This window comes from Alcanivorax sp. HI0083, from assembly GCF_001635175.1.
On sequence record NZ_LWFX01000730.1, the window covers coordinates 1 to 712 of the forward strand.

Below are 712 nucleotides of genomic sequence, written 5' to 3' on the forward strand. Positions count from 1 at the left end.
CGGTGAGCTGCCCGGGGCCGTTGGCACTGGTGGATGGTGAGTTTGGCAGCGAGGCGGAGCTGGAGCAGGCGGCTGCCATTGTGGCCCGTTACTCCAAGGGGCGGGTTGACGAGACGGTGACCCTGGAAGTGCGTAGCCCTGATGGGGTCGCCCGGGAGATTACCGTGGCGCCGGCACAGCCGGATGCGGTACTGGCCAGCTGGAATGTGGGTTGATTCGACGATGACCTCTCCCCTTAACGAACTGGATGTGCGTCGGCTGCTGTGCCCCATGCCGGTGATCAAGACCCAGAATAAGGTAAGAACCCTGGCCACTGGCGATACGCTGAAAGTGGTCTGCACCGACCCTGGCGCGTTGAGCGATATCCCGGCCTGGTGCCGAATTAACGGCCACGAGGTGCTGGAAATGGGCGAGCAGGGCAACGAAGTTTTTGTGGTGCTGCAAGTGGGCGAAGATAACGGTGCACTGTTTTAGTGCTTCGCACTTATTGAGTGCACCGTTGCTGTGCACCAAAATGAATCATCTTCCCTGGTTTCTGCGATTTAGGCGGAGAATGCGCTAAAAAAGGGCTGGCACGGTATTTGCCTCCCTATTGGCAAAGCTGGCCCAGTGGCCGAGAATACCGGCTCCTTGTGCTGCCCTTACCCAGAGCGGTACGACGAGTCAGAGACAAACCCGCTGTTCCTTAGGAGGACGCAAGATAATGTCTGTT

General features: G+C 58.6%; 1 protein-coding gene and 1 pseudogene. Both read left to right on the plus strand.

Annotation, left to right across the window (positions count from 1 at the left end):
• A pseudogene (locus A3754_RS07150) lies at nt 1-215 on the plus strand (tRNA (5-methylaminomethyl-2-thiouridylate)-methyltransferase); the annotation flags it as partial.
• Nucleotides 216-222: 7 nt separating this feature from the next.
• Entirely contained in the window at nt 223-474 is a 252-nt protein-coding gene (locus A3754_RS07155) for a sulfurtransferase TusA family protein (protein WP_063518709.1), read from the plus strand.
• Nucleotides 475-712: the final 238 nt, after the last annotated feature.

Bases quoted from the DNA above. Each gene is read 5' to 3' on its own strand.
- A3754_RS07155 (WP_063518709.1), top strand. From the start codon at position 223: ATGACCTCTCCCCTTAACGAACTGGATGTGCGTCGGCTGCTGTGCCCC.